Source organism: Bartonella sp. AA74HLJMH, from assembly GCF_042197045.1.
Classification (GTDB): Bacteria; Pseudomonadota; Alphaproteobacteria; order Rhizobiales; family Rhizobiaceae; genus Bartonella.
Window position 1 is genome coordinate 270,159 of the sequence record NZ_JBHIRJ010000001.1, and the last position, 19,076, is coordinate 289,234.

General features: G+C 37.4%; 17 protein-coding genes and 1 pseudogene. 7 read left to right on the plus strand and 11 right to left on the minus strand.

Going from position 1 to position 19,076, the window contains the following annotated elements:
* Nucleotides 1–2: 2 nt before the first annotated feature.
* From ACFINH_RS01075 to rpsF, 5 genes are all read right to left on the minus strand, one after another.
* Nucleotides 3–1,493 carry a replicative DNA helicase gene (locus tag ACFINH_RS01075; RefSeq protein WP_375610161.1) on the minus strand — a complete coding sequence of 497 codons (1,491 nt, stop codon included), beginning with the start codon at nt 1,491–1,493 and terminating at the stop codon, nt 3–5.
* A gap of 594 nt (nt 1,494–2,087) precedes the next feature.
* Nucleotides 2,088–2,684 (minus strand): 50S ribosomal protein L9, encoded by a 597-nt coding sequence (gene rplI / locus ACFINH_RS01080; protein ID WP_273791080.1) that lies wholly within the window; start codon nt 2,682–2,684, stop codon nt 2,088–2,090.
* Between the two features lie 25 nt (nt 2,685–2,709).
* A complete protein-coding gene (locus ACFINH_RS01085; protein ID WP_375631716.1) occupies nt 2,710–3,690 on the minus strand; it encodes a hypothetical protein in 981 nt (326 codons plus the stop codon).
* 149 nt (nt 3,691–3,839) lie between these two features.
* The gene (rpsR, locus tag ACFINH_RS01090; RefSeq protein WP_012754957.1) at nt 3,840–4,088 is read right to left on the minus strand and encodes a 30S ribosomal protein S18; all 249 of its coding nucleotides are present in this window, start codon (nt 4,086–4,088) and stop codon (nt 3,840–3,842) included.
* A complete protein-coding gene (gene rpsF / locus ACFINH_RS01095; protein WP_375612935.1) occupies nt 4,088–4,495 on the minus strand; it encodes a 30S ribosomal protein S6 in 408 nt (135 codons plus the stop codon). Before rpsF ends, rpsR begins: the two co-directional genes overlap by 1 nt.
* A 335-nt stretch (nt 4,496–4,830) precedes the next feature.
* Between rpsF and ACFINH_RS01100 the strand changes: the two genes are divergently transcribed.
* The 7 genes and pseudogenes from ACFINH_RS01100 (at nt 4,831) to gmk (ending at nt 11,239) form a co-directional block, all read left to right on the plus strand.
* A complete protein-coding gene (locus ACFINH_RS01100; RefSeq protein ID WP_375631718.1) occupies nt 4,831–5,418 on the plus strand; it encodes an undecaprenyl-diphosphatase in 588 nt (195 codons plus the stop codon).
* Nucleotides 5,419–5,495: 77 nt separating this feature from the next.
* On the plus strand, nt 5,496–6,440 hold the full coding sequence (gene fabD, locus ACFINH_RS01105) for an ACP S-malonyltransferase (RefSeq protein ID WP_375612933.1): 945 nt from the start codon (nt 5,496–5,498) through the stop codon (nt 6,438–6,440).
* Between the two features lie 18 nt (nt 6,441–6,458).
* Nucleotides 6,459–7,196, plus strand: coding sequence for a 3-oxoacyl-[acyl-carrier-protein] reductase (gene fabG / locus ACFINH_RS01110; RefSeq protein ID WP_375631720.1), 738 nt, complete (start codon nt 6,459–6,461; stop codon nt 7,194–7,196).
* A 260-nt stretch (nt 7,197–7,456) separates the two neighbouring features.
* Nucleotides 7,457–7,693 carry an acyl carrier protein gene (locus tag ACFINH_RS01115; RefSeq protein WP_004860281.1) on the plus strand — a complete coding sequence of 79 codons (237 nt, stop codon included), beginning with the start codon at nt 7,457–7,459 and terminating at the stop codon, nt 7,691–7,693.
* Between the two features lie 101 nt (nt 7,694–7,794).
* The gene (gene fabF, locus ACFINH_RS01120) at nt 7,795–9,057 is read left to right on the plus strand and encodes a beta-ketoacyl-ACP synthase II (protein ID WP_375631722.1); all 1,263 of its coding nucleotides are present in this window, start codon (nt 7,795–7,797) and stop codon (nt 9,055–9,057) included.
* A gap of 96 nt (nt 9,058–9,153) precedes the next feature.
* Nucleotides 9,154–10,262, plus strand: a pseudogene (gene mltG / locus ACFINH_RS01125) (endolytic transglycosylase MltG).
* A 299-nt stretch (nt 10,263–10,561) separates the two neighbouring features.
* Nucleotides 10,562–11,239 carry a guanylate kinase gene (gmk, locus tag ACFINH_RS01130; protein ID WP_375631724.1) on the plus strand — a complete coding sequence of 226 codons (678 nt, stop codon included), beginning with the start codon at nt 10,562–10,564 and terminating at the stop codon, nt 11,237–11,239.
* Between the two features lie 29 nt (nt 11,240–11,268).
* On the opposite strand, the gene rsmA is transcribed toward gmk, so the two are convergent.
* The 6 genes from rsmA to lptF all read right to left on the minus strand — a co-directional run bounded on the left by rsmA (nt 11,269) and on the right by lptF (nt 18,808).
* Entirely contained in the window at nt 11,269–12,099 is an 831-nt protein-coding gene (gene rsmA, locus ACFINH_RS01135; protein ID WP_375631726.1) for a 16S rRNA (adenine(1518)-N(6)/adenine(1519)-N(6))-dimethyltransferase RsmA, read from the minus strand.
* A complete protein-coding gene (gene pdxA, locus ACFINH_RS01140; RefSeq protein WP_375631728.1) occupies nt 12,090–13,103 on the minus strand; it encodes a 4-hydroxythreonine-4-phosphate dehydrogenase PdxA in 1,014 nt (337 codons plus the stop codon). Before pdxA ends, rsmA begins: the two co-directional genes overlap by 10 nt.
* Complete coding sequence (locus ACFINH_RS01145; RefSeq protein ID WP_375631730.1) at nt 13,103–14,059, minus strand: SurA N-terminal domain-containing protein; 957 nt, start codon at nt 14,057–14,059, stop codon at nt 13,103–13,105. The genes pdxA and ACFINH_RS01145 overlap by 1 nt, the downstream gene beginning before the upstream one ends.
* 109 nt (nt 14,060–14,168) lie before the next feature.
* Nucleotides 14,169–16,529: an LPS-assembly protein LptD gene (locus tag ACFINH_RS01150; protein WP_375631732.1), complete on the minus strand. Its 2,361-nt coding sequence runs from the start codon at nt 16,527–16,529 to the stop codon at nt 14,169–14,171.
* Nucleotides 16,530–17,621 (minus strand): LPS export ABC transporter permease LptG, encoded by a 1,092-nt coding sequence (gene lptG, locus ACFINH_RS01155; protein ID WP_375631734.1) that lies wholly within the window; start codon nt 17,619–17,621, stop codon nt 16,530–16,532. It lies immediately after the preceding gene.
* Nucleotides 17,618–18,808 carry an LPS export ABC transporter permease LptF gene (lptF, locus tag ACFINH_RS01160; RefSeq protein ID WP_375631736.1) on the minus strand — a complete coding sequence of 397 codons (1,191 nt, stop codon included), beginning with the start codon at nt 18,806–18,808 and terminating at the stop codon, nt 17,618–17,620. The genes lptG and lptF overlap by 4 nt, the downstream gene beginning before the upstream one ends.
* Between the last annotated feature and the right edge of the window lie 268 nt (nt 18,809–19,076).

Here is a 19,076-nt window from a genome sequence, read left to right on the forward strand (position 1 = left end):
ATTTAACCAATTTGCTCTGGAAGGTAATTGCTATCGGCCAGATCACTAAAGCGTGTGAAATCAGATTGAAAGGCAAGGGGCACGATTCCTGTCGGCCCATGGCGCTGTTTTGCAATAATAACGTCAGCTTTTCCAAAAGCTTTATCCATTATTTCTTGCCATTTCGTATGTTCCAAGCTACCTAGTTTTGGTTCTTCATTTTTGAGATAATATTCTTCGCGATAGACAAACAGAACGATATCGGCATCTTGCTCAATTGAACCAGATTCACGTAAATCTGAGAGCTGTGGACGTTTATCTGTTCTATTTTCTACTTGACGAGAAAGTTGAGAGAGAGCGATAATAGGAATATTCAATTCTTTTGCTAATGCTTTTAATCCTGTGGTAATTTCTGTGATCTCTTGAACACGATTTTCTGATGAACGCTTTGAACTGCTTGTCATGAGTTGGATATAGTCAATAAACAAGATATCTAAACCATGTTGCCGCTTGAGACGCCGCGCACGAGCAGCTAATTGCGTAATTGATATTCCCCCAGTTTGATCAATATAAAGTGGTGCCTTTTGTAGTTGGTTCACCGCACGAATAATTTTTGAAAATTGTTCATCTGAAATATTGCCACGCCGAATATCAGAAGAAGAGACTTCTGTTTGTTCAGAAATAATACGGGTTGCAAGCTGTTCGGATGACATCTCAAGTGAGAAGAATCCCACAATGCCGCCTTCATTTTCTTGGATATTGGCATTACGATTATAAGCATTAGCAATATTAAAGGCAATATTGGTAGCCAGTGAGGTTTTACCCATACCAGGGCGGCCCGCAAGGATAATTAAGTCAGATGCTTGTAATCCTCCCATTTTTTCATCAAGTGTTTTAATATGGGTGGCTATCCCTGATAATTGTGAAGAGCGCTTTTTCGCAGCACTTGCCATATCGATAGCTTTTTTAATAGCCTCATTAAAATTTTCAAATCCACCTCCATATTTCCCTTTTTCTGCTAGCTCAAATAACTGATTTTCAACAGTTTCAATTTGTTGGGTAGGCGTGAGTTCTACAGGAGCATCAAAGGCTGTATTGACGACTTGAGTTCCAAGGTTAATCAAAGACCGGCGGATAAAAAGATCGTAAATGACGCGTCCATAATCTTCAGCGTTAATAATAGTGACTGCCTCTGTGGCTAAGCGAACAACATATTGGTATACAGTAATATCTCCAATTTTTTCTTCCATTTGGATATAGGGCTTGATTGTAACTGGATCTACACGTTTTCCTATTTTAATAAGGTGAGATAAAACATGATAAATTTTTTGATGCAATGGTTCAAAAAAATGTTCTGGTTTTAAAAAATCTGAAACGCGGTCAAGAGAATCATTGTTGATAAAGATGGCACCAAGCAATGCCTGTTCAGCTTCAATATTATGCGGAAGTTGCCGAAAAGAAGGAGAATCCTCTTTCTTTGAAGAGCTGACATTAACAACGTTAGTTTCTTCCATAATATTTTTCCACTAAAATTCTAAGTCTAGCTACTTTAGGCGATAAATTGAAAATCGTATAATTAAAAGAATAGAGCGACAAATCTTCATTTTAAGTTAAAATTATATAATTTTTTAAAACTCTCTTTTCGTTCCTCATTTATCATTTGTGTATTATTTATATAACATCTATCTATTTTATTTTATAATATGTGATTTTAAAGTGGAAGTTTTACTACTCTAAATTTAAGTATTTTTAAGTTACTTAACCTTAAAATTCCAATATCTGTGTAAGTAGAATTATTTTTTTATAACTGAAATTATTTCAGATCATGTGAGGATATAATCAACTTAACGCTCATACAAACTTTAGCCTTAAGGGTAGAACTTTAAATTATTTTTGCTTTATATGCTGGAAAACAAAAGACATTTCCTCTTAGTGATATTATTATTCTCGGCATGTAACGCCTTTAAATAGTATATTTCTAATTCTTTCATAAAAATTAGGTTCTTTATGTACGATAGCCATAAAATACTCACTTTTAAAGTGTGAGTATTTTATGATCGATATTTAAAATGGAATAAAAAATATAAAACAGAAAGAAAAAATAGAAATTAAGCTTCTTGATGAGAACTGTTTATATCGTTGTCATTAATTTCTTCTGCCAATAATTCTTCCTGACTTTCTTCTAATAATTCTTCTTGAATATTATATATTTCTTTAGCCGAAGTGAGAGTTTCACCTTCTGCTTGGCGTTGTGCTTCACTGGTAGAACGCGCAACATTAATAATCACAGAAATTTGAACCTCTGGATGTAAACTAAGAGTGATAGTGTGAAGACCGATCATTTTTATTGGATGATTAAGTTCGATTTGATTTCTCCCAATAGAAAAGCCTTCATCTGTTATAATTTCAGCAATATCACGTGTTGACACAGAACCATAAAGTTGTCCTGTTTCACCAGCAGAACGAACAACAATGAATGATTGTCCATCAAGTTTTTCAGCAATTTTTTGCGCTTCGCTTTTGCGTTCAAGATTACGTGCTTCAAGTTGTGCACGTTGTACCTCAAAATGTTTTTTATTAGCTTCATTTGCGCGTAAAGCTTTACCTTGAGGCAAGAGAAAATTACGCGCATAACCATCTTTAACTGAGACAATATCACCCATCTGACCAAGACGAGGAATGCGCTCAAGTAAAATAATATCCATAGTTTTTCCTTTCGAACAAATAAATTTAGTGGAGTTTTTTGCGTGATTGAAAATTGTATTGAATAGCAGCCCAAATTCCCATCAAAAGCATCATGAAAACAATAGGTGGAGTAAAAACGACTGTAAAAATAGCAATATAAACAAGAGAAAGTATAATAATCCGACCGTTTACCCCTTTTGTAATATTGTGAAGATATGCTAGACCGCTAATTAATATGATGACAGTGTATGCAGTACTAAAGGCAAGGGTACTCAAGTTAAGAGAAGCGCTCAACTCAATCATCGATGCTATGCAAACAATAATAAAAATAATAATTCCAGAAATTGGAAGGCGGAGAGTTTGGCTCCAATCATCACGGGGTCTTTTCAGCCATTTCATATGTTGTGCTGCTATCATGGAAAAGTAAAGGTTACCAATGAGAAAAACCAAACTATAAATAGTCAAAGAAAAAGCAGTAAAAGTTGCTGTATGCGTCATTAAAAGCTCATTAAAAGCGCGTATATCGGCTTCTTTTATTGACTGTGTTTGTTGCAGAGTTTGTGCTATGTTTTCGGTGATTTTTTTTGCAACGATGGGTGTGGAAGGACGTGTTTGAACATAGAGCCCAATGAAAGTTGCTATAAGAGCGATAAAATTAGTTAAATGAAAAATAACCGATGATAATGGATACCATATCAGTTCGTTTTCTTTTTGCGCTGGTCGTGCAAGCCCAAGAAGCCAAGAAGCATAGACAGCAGGAAGGAAAAATAAGAACATAAAGCCAAGAGCAATATAGGTATTAGTGGTTATGCTAAGAACAACAGTGGCACTTATGAGGGCGATGAGACTGGCTAATGTTCCTTGACCGAACGCAACAATAAAAATTGGCAATGAAAGAAAGCAGCCAAGAAGAAGAGAAAAAAAGGGCGCGATATTTGCAACACTGATGATTGCCAGTCCTATCACAACAGCAAATAATCCTGCCAAAATACCGGTTAATATCTCATAAGTACGATTTTTTTTCATTTATTGCTGTCCTGCTTTCTGCAGTTAGAGGCGTGTCAATACCCCAACTTTGACATTTAATAGCTTAACATAGGATACAACAAGCTATTTTTTAACCATATAAGAAAAGCAACTGGAGAAACTCTCCAGTTGCATAGCGTATTGATTGCTTACTTTATAACGTACGGAAGTAAGCCTAAAAAGCGAGCACGTTTGATAGCATTAGCTAATTCACGCTGTTTTTTCTGACTAACAGCAGTAATCCGTGAAGGAACAATTTTCCCACGTTCGGAAATATAACGTTGTAACAACTTGATGTCTTTATAATCAATTTTGGGAGCATTGGTCCCTGAAAAAGGACATGTTTTACGACGACGATGAAAGGGGCGACGTGCAGAGTTTTGATTAGTATCAGTCATCATTCTACCCCTTCTATAGTATTTTCACGTTGACGACGTGGAAAACGGGGACGCTCTTCATCATGTCCAATGTGACTATTGCGATCAAGGTGTGAGAGCATAGCAGATTTTTCTTTTTCGTGTTTTTCTACGCGAATGGTCATATAACGCAAAATATCCTCATTGATGCGCATCTGACGCTCCACTTCAGCAATTGCTGAAGCTGGTGCATCAATATTGACTAAGACATAATAAGCTTTACGGTTTTTACGAATACGGTAAGCAAGAGGACGAAGTCCCCAATTTTCTATACGCCCAACTTTTCCACCATGCGCTTCAATGACACCTTTGTAGAGACTCAAAAGTTCATCAACTTGCTGCGGTGCAATGTCTTGTCGGGCAAGGAACATATGTTCATAAAGAGCCATTGTTTTGCCTTTCTTCAATTAAATTTCACCGGTTTTAGCGCAAAGCCTCTGCGACTTGTCTTTTTTGGAAATCCAAAGAAGAAAGGACGCGTTTACAATTCGAGACATCTCAGAGCGGAGATACGGGAGGCCGGAAACATTATATTTCCTACTGATATTTTACAGCCCTCCGTTCAACCTCCAGCTAAAGTGCCGGCAACGAATATTTCATATCTACAGGTTATCTTTTAAAATAGCAAGTTTATGCACATAAAAAAATTGATTTGTTAAATCTTGATATATTTCCTTCTTCTACAAAAAGATAATACTGTAATATAAAGGCAAAGGAGGGAAAAATGGACTTTTTAAACCAGATTGATGTTACACTCTTTGAAATGTTTGTCGGCAATCATCAAGCTTGGTCGATTGTAGTTTTGTTTAGTATTTTTTGTGCAAAGTTTTTAATTTATATTATTCCTCTCCATCTTTGTGCGTTGTGGTTTTGTGGTGGGGAGAGGGAACGGTGTGTTGTGCTAAGCATTTGCATGAGTATTTGTGCATCTCTTTTCATAGGTTATCTCATTTCTCTTTTTTATTTTCATCCTCGCCCATTCGTGGTAGGGCTGACGACACCGCTTATTCAACATCGTGCAACAGCTTCTTTTCCTAGTAATCATGCCTTGACCATTGCATCTTATGCAGCTAACTTTTATTTTTACCGATACAAAGTTACTTTTAAATTTGCCACCGTATTTTTGTGTTTGATCTGTTGGGCGCGCATCTTTGTGGGTGTACATTATCCCTTTGATATTTTAGCAGGGGCAATTTTAGGAAGTCTCATAAGTTTGGGTGTTATTCAGTTTATAGCACCTTATTTTCCTAAGTTTTTATATCAAATTCCGCCTTTAAAATATAATTTTAAGTGTGGTATTCGTTTTAAATAAAGGGCTTTATCTTGATTTGTGCGGATGAATAAGGTCAAAAGAAAATAATTTAATTGTACAGTTTTAGGAGTTGATAAATGGGTGCAGCTTTTATTTTTCCAGGGCAGGGGAGTCAACTTGTTGGTATGGGGAAAGCGCTTGCAGAGCAATTTATTGTCGCACGGATGGTTTTCGAGGAAGTTGATGATGCTTTGGGTGAGAAATTATCAAAGATCATTTTTGAAGGACCAGCAGATGTTTTAACGTTAACAGCAAATGCACAACCGGCATTAATGGCTGTATCTATGGCTGTCATTCGTGTGATGAAACAATTAGGGCTTCGTATAGAAGAAAAGGTAAGGTTTGTTGCTGGTCATTCTTTAGGCGAATATTCGGCTCTTTGTGCTGCTGGTACATTTACTCTCACAGATACGGCAAGACTTTTGCGTATTCGTGGCAATGCTATGCAGGCTGCTGTCGCGGTTGGTGAAGGTTCTATGGCTGCATTAATTGGTTTAGAAGAGCACATTGTGGAAGAAATTTGTGAAACTGTTTCTGGAGAAGGACTATGTCAGATTGCTAATGATAATGGTGGTGGGCAAATTGTTATTTCCGGTAAAGCAAAAGCAGTTGAGGCAGCGGTAGAGATTGCATCAACAAAAGGTGCAAAACGTGCACTTCTTCTTCCTGTTTCTGCACCTTTTCATTCATCTTTAATGCAACCTGCTGCTGATGCCATGAAGAAAGCACTTTTGACTGTTAACAAAATGTCCCCTATTGTTCCTTTGATTGCCAATGTTTCTGTTGCACCTGAGAGCAATCCAGAGCGTATTACTACTCTTCTTGTCCAACAAGTGACTGGGAGGGTGCGATGGCGTGAAACAATAGAATGGATCGCTGCTAATGGAGTTGATACGCTTTTTGAAGTTGGTTCTGGAAAAGTATTAACAGGTTTAACGCGTCGTATTAACAAAGATATAAAGGGGGTAACCATTGGAACAGTTGATGAAATAGAATCAGCGCTAGGTATGCTCGGCGTTTAATCTATAAGGAGTTTAAAAATGTTTAGATTAACAGGACGTAAAGCTCTTGTAACGGGGGCTTCGGGAGAAATTGGTGAGGCAATTGCACGCTGCTTTCATGCACAAGGAGCTATTGTTGGACTTCATGGAACACGTGAAGAAAAGCTCAGAGAAGTGGCGGCAGAATTAGGGCAGAATGTTTTTGTATTTCCCGCTAATCTTTCTGAACGCCAATCGATTAAACAATTGGCTGAAGTTGCAGAGAGAAAAATGGATGGCGTCGATATTTTGGTTAACAATGCGGGAATCACTAGGGATGGTCTTTTTGTGCGTATGCAAGATAAAGACTGGGATGATGTTTTAGAAGTTAACCTAACAGCTGCTTCTCTTTTGACGCGTGAATTAATACATTCTATGATGCGCCGCCGTTATGGAAGGATTATTAACATTACATCTGTTGTTGGTGTTGTGGGAAACCCTGGACAAACGAATTATTGTGCTGCAAAAGCAGGCTTGATAGGTTTTTCTAAAGCATTGGCACAAGAAATTGCTTCGCGAAACATCACTGTCAATTGTATTGCTCCTGGATTTATTAAATCCGCAATGACAGACAAGCTTAATGAAAAGCAAAAAGAAGCCATTATGGCTGCGATTCCGATGAAACGTATGGGAAGTGGGCAAGAAATAGCCGCTACTGCTGTTTATTTAGCAAGCGATGAAGCAGCCTATACGACAGGTCAAACACTCCATATCAATGGTGGAATGGCAATGATTTGAGTATTTATTTTATTCCACATTGATTTATGAGTTGTATTATTTTAGATAGTAACGATTGAAATGGATAGATGCATCTATTTCTTTAATATGGTCGTTGATCAATTGATGTCGGAATGTCAGATTGGTTCATTTTGTAGGGGATATCCACAGGATGTTTTAAATCATTACTAAAATCTTTTAAAGTAATGCATCTATTGCTTGATTAGATGAACCGATATAGTTAACCAAATTATAGGAAATATAAATTCGAGGATTTCAACATGAGTGATACAGTAGAGCGCGTTAAGAAAATTATCGTGGAACATCTTGGGGTTAATGCTGATAAAGTTGTAGAAAATGCAAGCTTTATCGATGATCTAGGGGCTGATAGCCTTGATACGGTTGAACTCGTTATGGCTTTTGAAGAAGAGTTTGGGGTAGAAATTCCAGATGAAGCTGCTGAAACGATTTTCACAGTTGGCGATGCAGTCAAGTTCATTGATAAAGCTTCTGCGTGATTACTAAAGGGCAAAGGCATAAATTGCTTTTGCCTATATTCTTCGGAGCTCTTTTGAAAAGAGAGCTTTGAGAGGTGAAGTTTAGTTCAAGGTTAGAAGTTATGAGACGTGTTGTTGTTACTGGTTTAGGATTGGTATCTCCATTAGCTGGTAATATTGAATATAGTTGGAAGCGACTTCTTGAAGGAAGAAGTGGTGTCCGACGTATCACAGAGTTTGATGTGTCAGATTTGCCATGCCAGATTGCTGCGCGTATCCCCTTAGGGGATGGAACAGAGGGGACTTATAATGCTGATTTGTATATGGAACCTAAAGAGCAACGTAAAGTTGATGCATTTATTGTTTATGCAATGGCTGCTGCTAACCAAGCGCTTGCAGATGCCGAATGGTTTCCTAAGAGTGATGAAGATCAGATTTGTACAGGCGTGTTAATTGGTTCGGGAATTGGGGGAGTTGAGGGTATTGTTGAAGCTGGTTATACGCTTCGTGATAAGGGCCCACGTCGTGTTTCTCCTTTTTTTATTCCAGGTCGTTTGATTAATCTTGCTTCTGGTTATGTGTCTATTCAATATGGTTTACGGGGGCCTAATCATTCTGTTGTAACGGCTTGTTCAACAGGGGCGCATGCGATTGGTGATGCGGCACGTTTGATTATGTTTGGTGATGCAGATGTCATGGTGGCAGGGGGAACCGAATCTCCAATAAATCGGATATCTCTTGCAGGTTTTGCAGCTTGTAGAGCTCTTTCCACTTGTCGCAATGATGATCCTGAACGGGCGTCACGTCCTTATGATACTGATCGTGATGGTTTTGTGATGGGGGAAGGAGCAGCTGTTGTTGTTTTAGAAGAGCTGGAACATGCCAAAAAACGAGGAGCGCGTATTTATGCTGAGGTTATTGGCTATGGTTTATCTGGTGACGCTTACCACATTACAGCGCCTTCAGAAAGTGGTGAAGGGGCTCAGCGTAGTATGATAGCTGCTCTTAAGCGTGCACAAGTGAATGTAAGTGAACTTGATTATATTAATGCTCATGGTACATCTACGATGGCTGATTCCATAGAGCTAGCGGCTGTTGAGCGTGTTTTAGGGAGTTATGCACCACAAGTTTCTATGTCATCAACGAAATCATCTATCGGGCATTTACTTGGTGCAGCCGGTGCTGCTGAGGCTATTTTTTCTATTTTAGCTATACGGGATAATATAGCCCCAGCGACACTTAATCTTGACAATCCATCGATTGAAACAAAAATCGATCTTGTACCACACAAACCGCGTGAACGAAAGATTGATACGATTCTTTCTAATTCTTTTGGATTTGGTGGGACAAATGCATCGTTGGTGATGCGACGTTTTAGGGGATAATAAGTATTTTTATTTAATTTTTGCTTTTGAGTTTTCTACTTTATTATAAGGTGAATAAGAAATTATAATATTATCCTTAATCGCTATTGAGGGGTTATGTCCGATGTGAAAAATGGAAATCATTAAAGGACGTAAGTGATTCCTCTTCGAATCATTTAGCAGATAGTTATGACATGTTAATACATAAAAAACGAAAGAAATCATCTATCGTCCGTAATCCGTTGGTCATTCTCGGTCATTTTTTTCTTATGCTGATTGTGATTATTCTTTTTGCCATAAGTATTCCTCTTTATATTGGAAAAAGTATTTTTGAAGAAAAGGGAAAAATTGAGGAAGAACAAATTGTTCTTATCCATCCTGGTACCGGAATTCGTGAAATTGCTTCATTGCTAGAAAAACGTGGTTTCATTCGATCATCAGATATTTTTGTTTATGGGGTTGGTTATCACCAAAAAACAACGCATCTGAAGGCTGGTGAATATTTAATTCCAGCTCATGCTTCGATGCAGGATATTATGGATATTCTTGTGAAAGGAAAATCTATAGAGTATACATTTACAGTACCTGAAGGTTTAACGGTTCAGCAAGTTTTCGATCGATTAGCTGCGAATGAAATTTTGATTGGAGACCTTCCAAAAATTTTGCCTCCAGAAGGTTATTTAATGACGGATACTGTTCGTTTTATTCGGGGAACAACGCGTAAAGAGATTGTAAACAGGTTGCGTGAAGGACAGACAAAATTAATTCATGCTATATGGGCTACGCGTTCACCTGATTTACCCATTAAATCAATTGATGAATTTGTTATATTAGCCTCAATTGTTGAGAAAGAAACGGGAATTGCAGCAGAAAGACCAATGGTTGCTGCGGTATTTTATAACCGCCTTACAAAGCATATGCGTCTTCAATCGGATCCAACAGTAATTTATGGTCTCTTCGGAGGAAAAGGAAAACCATCCGGTCGTGCAATTTATCGTTCAGATCTTGAGAAGGAAACACCATATAATACTTATAAAATTAATGGTTTGCCCCCAACGGCTATTGCAAATCCAGGTCGAGATTCTTTAAAAGCGGTGGCACATCCACCAAGCAGTGATGCACTTTATTTTGTTGCTGATGGTTCAGGAGGGCATGTTTTTTCTCGAACTTTAGAGGAACATAATATGAATGTTCGCAAGTGGCGAGAATTAAAGGCAAAACATTGAATTTATAGTGATAACACATCTTTTTGCATCGTAAATGAGAATCCCAAATATAGTAAAATTTTTCTATTTAAACTTTTTATGAGAATGATAAAAAATCATTTTCTTGTCTGTCACAAGTGGGGTTGGCGTATGGATAAAAATATTTAAGAAAGAAGTGAATATACTGCTAATACCTTATCTCAAAAAAGAGCAGAATAACATTGAGAATTGCTAAGAAAACACATTGATTAGGAGAGAGGTTGAGATAATGTATAATTCAAATTTTGGAGAAACATTTATGAACAAAGTAGAGTGATGTAATGACAGTCTTTGAAAGTAAATTGAGTACTATAAAAATGAATCAACGCCGCGGTTTTTTATTTATTCTCTCTTCGCCTTCAGGTGCTGGTAAATCAACAATTTCTCGATTACTTCTAAAAGAGGGACAATTAGAGCTTTCCGTAAGTATGACTACAAGGAAAAGGCGTCCTAGTGAAGTAGATGGGCTGCATTATTACTTTATTTCAAAAGAAGAGTTTGAATATAAGCGTGATAGGGATGAATTTATTGAGTGGGCAGAAGTTCACGGAAATTATTATGGCACTTTACGTGAAACTGTTGAAAGCGCATTGAATGCTGGCCAAGATATGTTATTTGATATTGATTATCAAGGTACCGAGCAGCTGCAAAAAAAGATGCTAGGAGACACTGTATCTGTTTTTATTCTTCCACCATCAATGAAAGAGCTTGTTTCGCGTTTACATCGTCGAGCAGAAGATAGTCAAGATATCATCAATTTGCGATTGGAAAATGCACGAACGGAGTTAAAGCATTGGCTTTCTTATGATTATGTTGTGATTAACGAAGATTTAGATCAGTCTTTATCTTTTATTAAATCAATTTATTTAGCTGAAACCGTAAAACGTGAGCGTTGTTCTTATCTTGGCTCTTTTGTTGATGGGCTTATTGCTGAAAAAATCGATAAATGTTGTGATTAAAAAAGGTTTTATAACACAAAGTGCATTTTTTAGAGCACTAGATGCGCTAAAGTTACAAATTCAGAAATCGAGAGCGTTTCAGCACGGCGCGTTCCATCAATTCCAGCTTTTTCTAATAGCTCTTCACCTCCAAGTATTTTGAGATTTTGACGAAGCATTTTTCGTCTTTGCCCAAAGGCGGTTTTTGTAACGAGGCTTAGTTTTTGTGCAGAGCAGGCAAGAGGTTGTGTTCGCGGAATAATATGAACAACAGAAGACGTTACTTTAGGTATTGGTATGAAGGCTTGAGGGGGGACATCAAAAGCAATTTTAGCAGTGGTACGCCAGCCAGTTAAGACACTAAGACGTCCATAATGAGTAGATTGAGGTTTAGCTGTAATCCGTTTGGCAACTTCACGTTGAAACATCAATGTCATTGATTCATAAAAAGGAGGCCATGGTTCAGTTAAAAGCCAATTTAATAAGAGTTGTGTCCCAATATTATAGGGAAGATTTGCAATAATGCGCGGTTTTACAGGGCTTGTTTCAAAGAGTTTTGAGAAGTCTTGCTTCAGTGCATCATTACAAATAACTTTTAATTTTTTAGGATAGTGTTTTTCTATTTCTAAGAGAGCCGGTATGCAGCGCTCATCGCGTTCTATTGCTGTTACAATGGCACCCTTTGCTAGCAAGGCACGTGTGAGACCTCCAGGACCAGGACCAATTTCAAGAACAGGTTTTCCTTCTATATTGCCTGCTTGATGAGCAATTTTAGATGTTAAATTAAGATCAAAAAGAAAATTCTGCCCCAAAGATTTATGCGCTTGTAATCCATATATATCAATGACCTCACGCAGAGGAGGGAGATTATCTATTGGCATGGGTTTAAACTATTTTTTGCAAGTTGATTTGCAAGTTTAAGAGCAGCAATAAAGCTTTCGGGAGAGGCTATCCCTTTATCAGCAATGTCAAAAGCAGTTCCGTGATCTGGAGACGTGCGAATAAAAGGTAGACCTAACGTGACATTAACAGTGCTATCAAAGTCTAATGTCTTAACAGGGATAAGGGCTTGATCATGATACATACAAATGGCAACGTCATATGCTTTTCTTGCGCATTCATGGAACATTGTGTCGGCAGGCAGCGGGCCTGCAATATTGAGTCCTTTCTTTTTAAGATATTCAATAACAGGAGTGATAACTTCAATATCTTCTTTTCCCATCGCACCTCCTTCTCCAGCATGAGGATTAAGACCAGCAACAGCTAGTCGGGGTGATGTTATTTTAAACCTTGTTTTTAAGTCATATTCAGTAATAAGTACCGTTTGAATAATTAAATCACGGGTAAGCTGTGAAGGAACATTTTTAAATGGAATATGAACAGTTATTGGTACTGTTTTTAATCGAGGTCCTGCTAACATCATAACTGGATGATAACATTTATGAAAAGCTTTATGGGCTAAATCGGCTAAAAATTCTGTATGACCTGGAAATTGAAAACCGGCATCATAAAGACTCTTTTTTGCAATAGGACAAGTGATAAGTGCACATGCATGGCCATTTTGAATCAATTGAACACAGCGTTTAATTGCTTCAATAATTCCAGCTGTATTTTTCGATGAAGGTATACCTAATTGATCACTTTGTTTGTTTTTTAACGGTATGATAGGAAGAGCGTTTTGAAAATTTTTTGCAGGATTATTGATTAAAACAGATTGCACCTCAACATCAATCTGTAAAAAACGAGCGCGCGAACGAATAACATCTGGATCAGCAAGAAGTACAAAAGGTGGAATTTGGCGTGTAACACGCAAATTCCACGCTTTTAGTACTATTTCAGGACCAATTCCGGCAGGATCACCACCGCTAACAATAAGAGCAGCCATTATGAATTTTGAATGCGTGCCACTCGGCGCAGTTCTCCTAAATATTTGTCGCTTAATTCTTCAAGTTTTTGCGGGCTTCTTTTTTTACTATCTTGAAGAGAAAATATCAGTCGAGCGACATAATCATCAGAAACTCTTTTTATTTTGCAGACAGCAATTGCTTCGATTCCATCAGATGTTTCTTGTAATTTTGTCATTTTTCCAGCAGGCGTTTCAAGAATAGCTTGTTCCCATGCATTAGGAAGTTGTGGCTCCAGAAACTTTCCTAAGTGGCGGATAGTAACGTCTAAAATACCTCTTGCTTGATTGTGAGCATTGGCACATCCACGGAAATGTGCGCGAAAATTACTTGCTTCTCTTTGACGTCTTTCAAAGATCTCTGAACGACGATGTGCAGGAATGACAAAAACAATTCGCTGTAATGTATATTCGTTGGTTGAAGGTTTTACACCACCATTTTTTAATATTCTGCGTACAGCTTCTTGTTCGCTAATCATACCTGTTTCAGCTTGATAGCGTGCGCTAACAAGACGCCCCCATCCTATTTGTCCACGGATGTAATCTTTAAAGTGTTGCACTGTGATCTCAGTTTGGATCAGAATCTGGTTGAGCTGATCAATCGTCATATTATTTTGTGTCGCAAAATTCTCAAAAGCTTTATCAACTTCATCATTGCTTACTTCAATATTACGACGTTTTATTTCAATATTTTTTAGCTTTTCATCAATAAGCTCTTTTTTAGCCTGTGCCACCAAATTGCCTTGCTTTTGTTGTAGCCTGAGAAAAGCAAGGCGTCTTTGTATATCATAATTTGTGATGGGGTTGCCATTAACTGTAACAACAATAGAAGTCTGCGCAAAGACTGTCGGAATCAAAAATCCATTTATTAGCAGGCTACTTACGCTCAAAGATGCAATATAAAATAAAGCAAGAAAACGCTTTTTCAATTTATTCATGTAAATAGGCTTTCGCATTGTTTATTAATTCTCATCAACAACTTAAAATACACGCTTTCTTTCATAAAAACAATGATAAGTTAAATGACTGATACATTCCCTTTATAAATTAATCTATCTTTTTTCCGATATCTGCAATCGTACGCAATGAAAGAGAGAAATTAAAGTTTTGCAAGGGTGCTTTCCTGCCTGGATTCGTTACCTGTTGATAACCGAATGTTAACCCGAAACATTCATCCATATAACTCAAGCTAATTCCTCGCTTTATAAATGTACCAGATACTAAATCATAACCGGCGTTGCTATTAATGGACCAATAATCTGCTAATTTAAGTCCTGTTTGAAAAGAAATTTCTTGGCGCTCTTGAGAATATTCATAATCTGGTTGCTTTGCGATATAGGCATATTGTAGAGCCGCCCAAAAATTTTGCCATTTTTGTGATGCTTCGATTTCACTACGGCGGATTTTTCCTGTTTTTTTGTCAAAGCGTCCACGCGTTTCTAAGGAAAAACCACTTTTATGGGTTGTACCAAACATTGCAACATAGTCTGAACGTTTTGCCTCTAAGCTAGAATGAGTACCGACATTGATAAAGTCCTTTTCTGCAAAAGAATTCTTTCCTGCTAGATGGAAGGATTGTCCAATGAGACCATAAAGAGACCAATTATCATTAAGGCTTCCAGAATATCTTATACCTATATTGGCTCTTGTACCACCTTCTACACGATCATAACCAGAAAATTTGTCTCGTTGAAAGAGAGTGGTTGCATCAAAGACAAAGCTTTGAGCATCTTCATTAGGAATTTGTCCAATAGATTGTTCATTATTGCGTATAAAAATTTGTGCAGTTGGTTCTATAATATGTGTAGAATGATCAGCTGTAATGAGGAAGGGATAACGTAGTTCCAACCCTGCTGTTGCCATGCCACGAATTGCTGAACCATGAATTGCGGATAAGGCATTGTTTTCTATAGAATCTGTGTGATTTTCGCTTGCATTGGTTGTAATGATATCAGCTCGTAGAGAGAGAAGAGGGGTTAAGATGAGTCCGTTGTGCGTGTTGAAGCGCTTTTTCCACTGAAGCTCGTTTGTTAAACGCAAACTATTTCCAGCCATACCAGAAAGTTTTACTGTGTTGAGAGGGTTTCCGTTCTGGTCGGGTGAACTGAAGTCAGCATGGCGACGATAAACTGATTGCATATTACTATGGAAGGTAAGCTCTCCATTATAAATGGGTTCATCTGGTGTGAAAAAATAATCGATGCGTGGTAAGACCCACGCTTGCCGAGAGTGACGTTCATAATGAGGATCATTCAGTATTGAATCTTGAACTTTAAAATGATAAAAACGCATATCAAAATAATTTTTTCCTGCAAGACCATTCAAATAGATCTGAGAAAGTTGTGTAGGATTGTTATAGTTTTCAAGTTTATAGGCACGACTAAAATGCCGATCCGATTGTGCAAGAATATCCCATCCATAAGTCCAGTGTGAGTTAATACGAAAATCCCCCTTTGTCGCCAGCATATAACGGTTTTTATGTTGGGCATCAATCGTATCATTATCAAATCTATGCGGTTTCATTTGATATATATGAGCAAAGCGAATGTTATAACGTCCCGTTTTTAAACGCTGACGCCATTCCCCTTCGGTTAAAAGCCCTTGTTGGGTATAAACCGTAGAAGAAAGGGTAAAATCATAATGGGGGGCGAGATTCCAGAAATAAGAATTCTTTATCCCCATACCGAGATAATCAGTATAAAAAAAATGAGGAGTAAGCAGACCGCTAGCACGCCTGACAGTTGGATCATAGATCTCAAAATTTGGAAATTTTATAATCGGTACACCAAAAACTTCAAAACTGCTATTTTCAAACCGAATTTTTTTGACGCTATTATTCCATATGATCTTTCTTGCTTTAATTTTCCATAGGACATCTCGATCTGGTTTATAAGAGCAAGGTTCACAGGCTGTATAGGTTGCATTTTCAAAGACTGTTATGTGGTTGTGTTTGCGTGTAGCATTTTGGGCTGAAAAGTGAACATTGTTGGCTGTATCAATACGTAAGGCGTTTACAAAACCCTCGCCAAGATCTTTGGTCATATCAATTTGGTTGGAATAAATTTTATTACCATCCTTTTGAGTAATTTCAACGTTCCCTTGTGCTATAAGCCGTCCTGTTTTTTGATTGTAAATAATTTTTTGAGCGACAACTTTATTGCCATCATATTCGATTTGGACATTACCGTGTGCAGAAACAGTGTTTTCATCACGATTGTAGATGAGTTCATCCGCAGAGAGCAAAAGAGGAGGTTCCAGATTTTGAATGCGACTTTGAGAAGGAGATTGAAGGCTTTGAGCGTGCGCACAATAAGACAAAGCACTTCCTAAAATAACCCCCACAACACTTTTAAAAGCGAGAGCACTTAATTTTGTTAAAATAGTTTTTTTAAGTGTTAATGCTTTCACTTAGCCATCCTCTTTATGAAGTAAAAAAGAGATTCCTAAGAATAACGCAATAACAACGGGTGTCCAAGCTGCAATAATTGGTGGAATATATCCAGCATTACCGAAAGCTTGAACAAGTACGGAAATAACATAAAGCATAAACCCAGCTATTACGCCACCAAGAATCAACATTCTAGATTGCCCAAAACGTGTAAAATTTAAAGATACAGTTGCTGCAATGAGGGTCATTGCCACAAGCAATGCCGGTAATGCAATCAAAGATTGAAAATACATATCAAAATTATGAGCAGAATAGCCAAATGAACGTGCAATCATAATTTTTTTTGGCAATTGGTAAAATGGAATAGTTGCGGGATTCACTAAACGTTCCGTTAAAAATTCAGGTTTTAGATTGGTTTTTATTTGCAACACGGTAAATTTTTCAGGAGGATGCCCTATTTTATAGATTGTTCCATTTGTTAATAGCCAAAATCCATTAGTCAAGGTTGCTTTTGGGGCGTTAATCCAATTTTTAACGGTTGCATTGTCATTGTATTGTACAAAGGTGGCATCGAGAAGAGAAAGTCCTTGATCGGTGATAGATTTAGCACCAATGGTTGTTCTGCCTAAATTTGTATGTTGTGTTAACCAGTGGATACTTGTATTGTGAAGAGGTGTTAGTACATTGTGATTGCGCCATTCAGTCATCTTTTTTTCTGCTTGAGAAAATCCCCATGCAGCAAGTGGATTAATGAGAAGAATTGAAAATAATCCCAAAAGAAAAGCTCCAAAACAAGCTGGCATAAGAAATTGCCATGCAGAAACACCGATTGAACGAGTCACTACAAGTTCAAGTTTTTTGTTGAGCGAGATAAGCGTTGCCATTGCAGAAAAGAGTGCAATGAAAGGGATAAGTTGTTGCATGATAAAAGGGATGCGTAAAGCAGAGAGGAAAAATGCATCTTTTGCTGTATAATGCGGAAGGGAAGATAGCCTACCAGAATTCTCTGTGAAATCGATTAAAAGAGCAAGAACAAAAATGCTTCCCCAGAAATAACAAGTTATTTTAAGATACCGTATAAAAAAATATCGTCCAAGTGTCCACCCAATCATGATATTTCATCCGAGGAATCTTGAGATTTTCGATGTTCAAATTTGTTCATTATTTTTTGAAAAGCGATTTGAAGTATCTCATTAACTTTTGTGGGAAGCCCAATTTTATGATTCGTTAAAAGCATAAAAAAGACAAATGCACTTGTTCCTATAGGTATAATATAAAGGAGAGGAACGTATGCAAGATCGCTTTTTGCTTTTTCTGCGAAAAAATATCCTATCCAATACACCAGAAAAGAGAGGGCAATTGCCGAGAGATTTGCGGAATGATGAGCTTGTCGATGGGAGCGTACATCCCCTGCCGCTGCTAATGCAATAAGTGAAAAAACAATAGGGTAGAGCCATTGTGTTAATCTGCGGTGAAATTCAGCTTTATATTGGAGTGGTTTTCGTTGATAGTAGGGATCTTTTGGGTCAGGGTTTTGTAAATAAGAAAGAGACCGATCTTTTGGATAAAGAGTAGGTGTTTTATCACTGGGGATAAACTCTCCTAGGCTAAAAGTATATGAGCTAAATTGCACGATTGAAACACTGTTATTTTGATGATTGACTCTTTCTATTTCACCGTTATTGAGAACCAGAAAACTGCCGTTTTTATTGCTCACAATGGATGCGTCTGTTGCATAATAAAAAAGATCAGTCTTAGGATCACGCTGGTCGGCAATGAAAAGGCGTTCAAGTGTTCCATTTGGATTTCGTTCGCCAATTTCTATGTAAAGGTTATTGGTGAGTTTTTGGAAGCTCCCTTCACTAATGAATAGATTAATAAGATCAAAATGAGCGCTTGCTAGCATTTGTCGCATATGAAGACGCGCTTGAGGAACAACAAAATTAGCTATAGAAAAGGAGGTACAGGATGCAACAATAGCAAGAAGAAGGATAGGTTTCCAAACAGTACTTTTAGGAAAACCAGAGGCATTGATGACAGCAAGTTCTGAGTCTTGATGCATTGCTGAGAGGATGGTTGTAATTGCGATCACTAATGCAAACGGAATGACAACAAAAATAACAGAAGGAACCAATGAGAGTGAAAATTGTAAGACTGTGAGGAGTGTTTGTTTACTTGTTGTGAGAAAGTTTATCCGTGCAAGAATTTGTATAGTCCAACTAACGCCCACTGCTGCAATCATGACAGAACTAAACAAAACAAGGACACGTTTCAGGATGTAGAACTCAATAATACGCATAAATTGGGGAAAATCCTCAGTTTTTAATTCGATAGCAAATATTCTTACTGCTTTCGGTTAAAATGTAATAAAGTTTGTAAAAATATCCTTTCATGAATTGGATATTTTTACCAAATAAATAATATAAAATTGCCTATGAGGTCCTCTTTAAATTTTCCGTACATTATATTTTATTTTCAACTATAGTCTACAAAGAATCTAGAAGAATCTAGAAAATAACTTAAAAAACTTTTTTATTAACGTTGAAGATAAAAATTTTTGTCTTTTA